Genomic DNA, 210 nt, shown 5'->3' with positions numbered 1-210 from the left:
GAAAAGTTTACCATTGAAAGTAAAACATTAGGTGTTACAAGAAATTATAATATAGATTTTGAAGGAGTTGCTAACTTTATTGAAAACCAATACAAAACAGCCGAGTCTACGTCATTAAAACGATGGGCAAAAGATTATATGGACAAAATTAAATGTCCTGAATGCGAAGGCAGTCGTTTAAAAAAAGAATCACTTTACTTCAAATTAAAC

General features: G+C 30.0%; 1 protein-coding gene. It reads left to right on the top strand.

The window, feature by feature from the left end; translation table 11 throughout:
• A partial coding sequence (locus FUA24_RS25880; RefSeq protein WP_246147078.1) for a hypothetical protein occupies positions 1-210 on the top strand: 210 nt, incomplete at both ends.

Source organism: Seonamhaeicola marinus (assembly GCF_008085455.1).
Note: the sequence above shows the minus strand (reverse complement) of the source record. Positions and strands in the feature narration are given on the sequence as shown.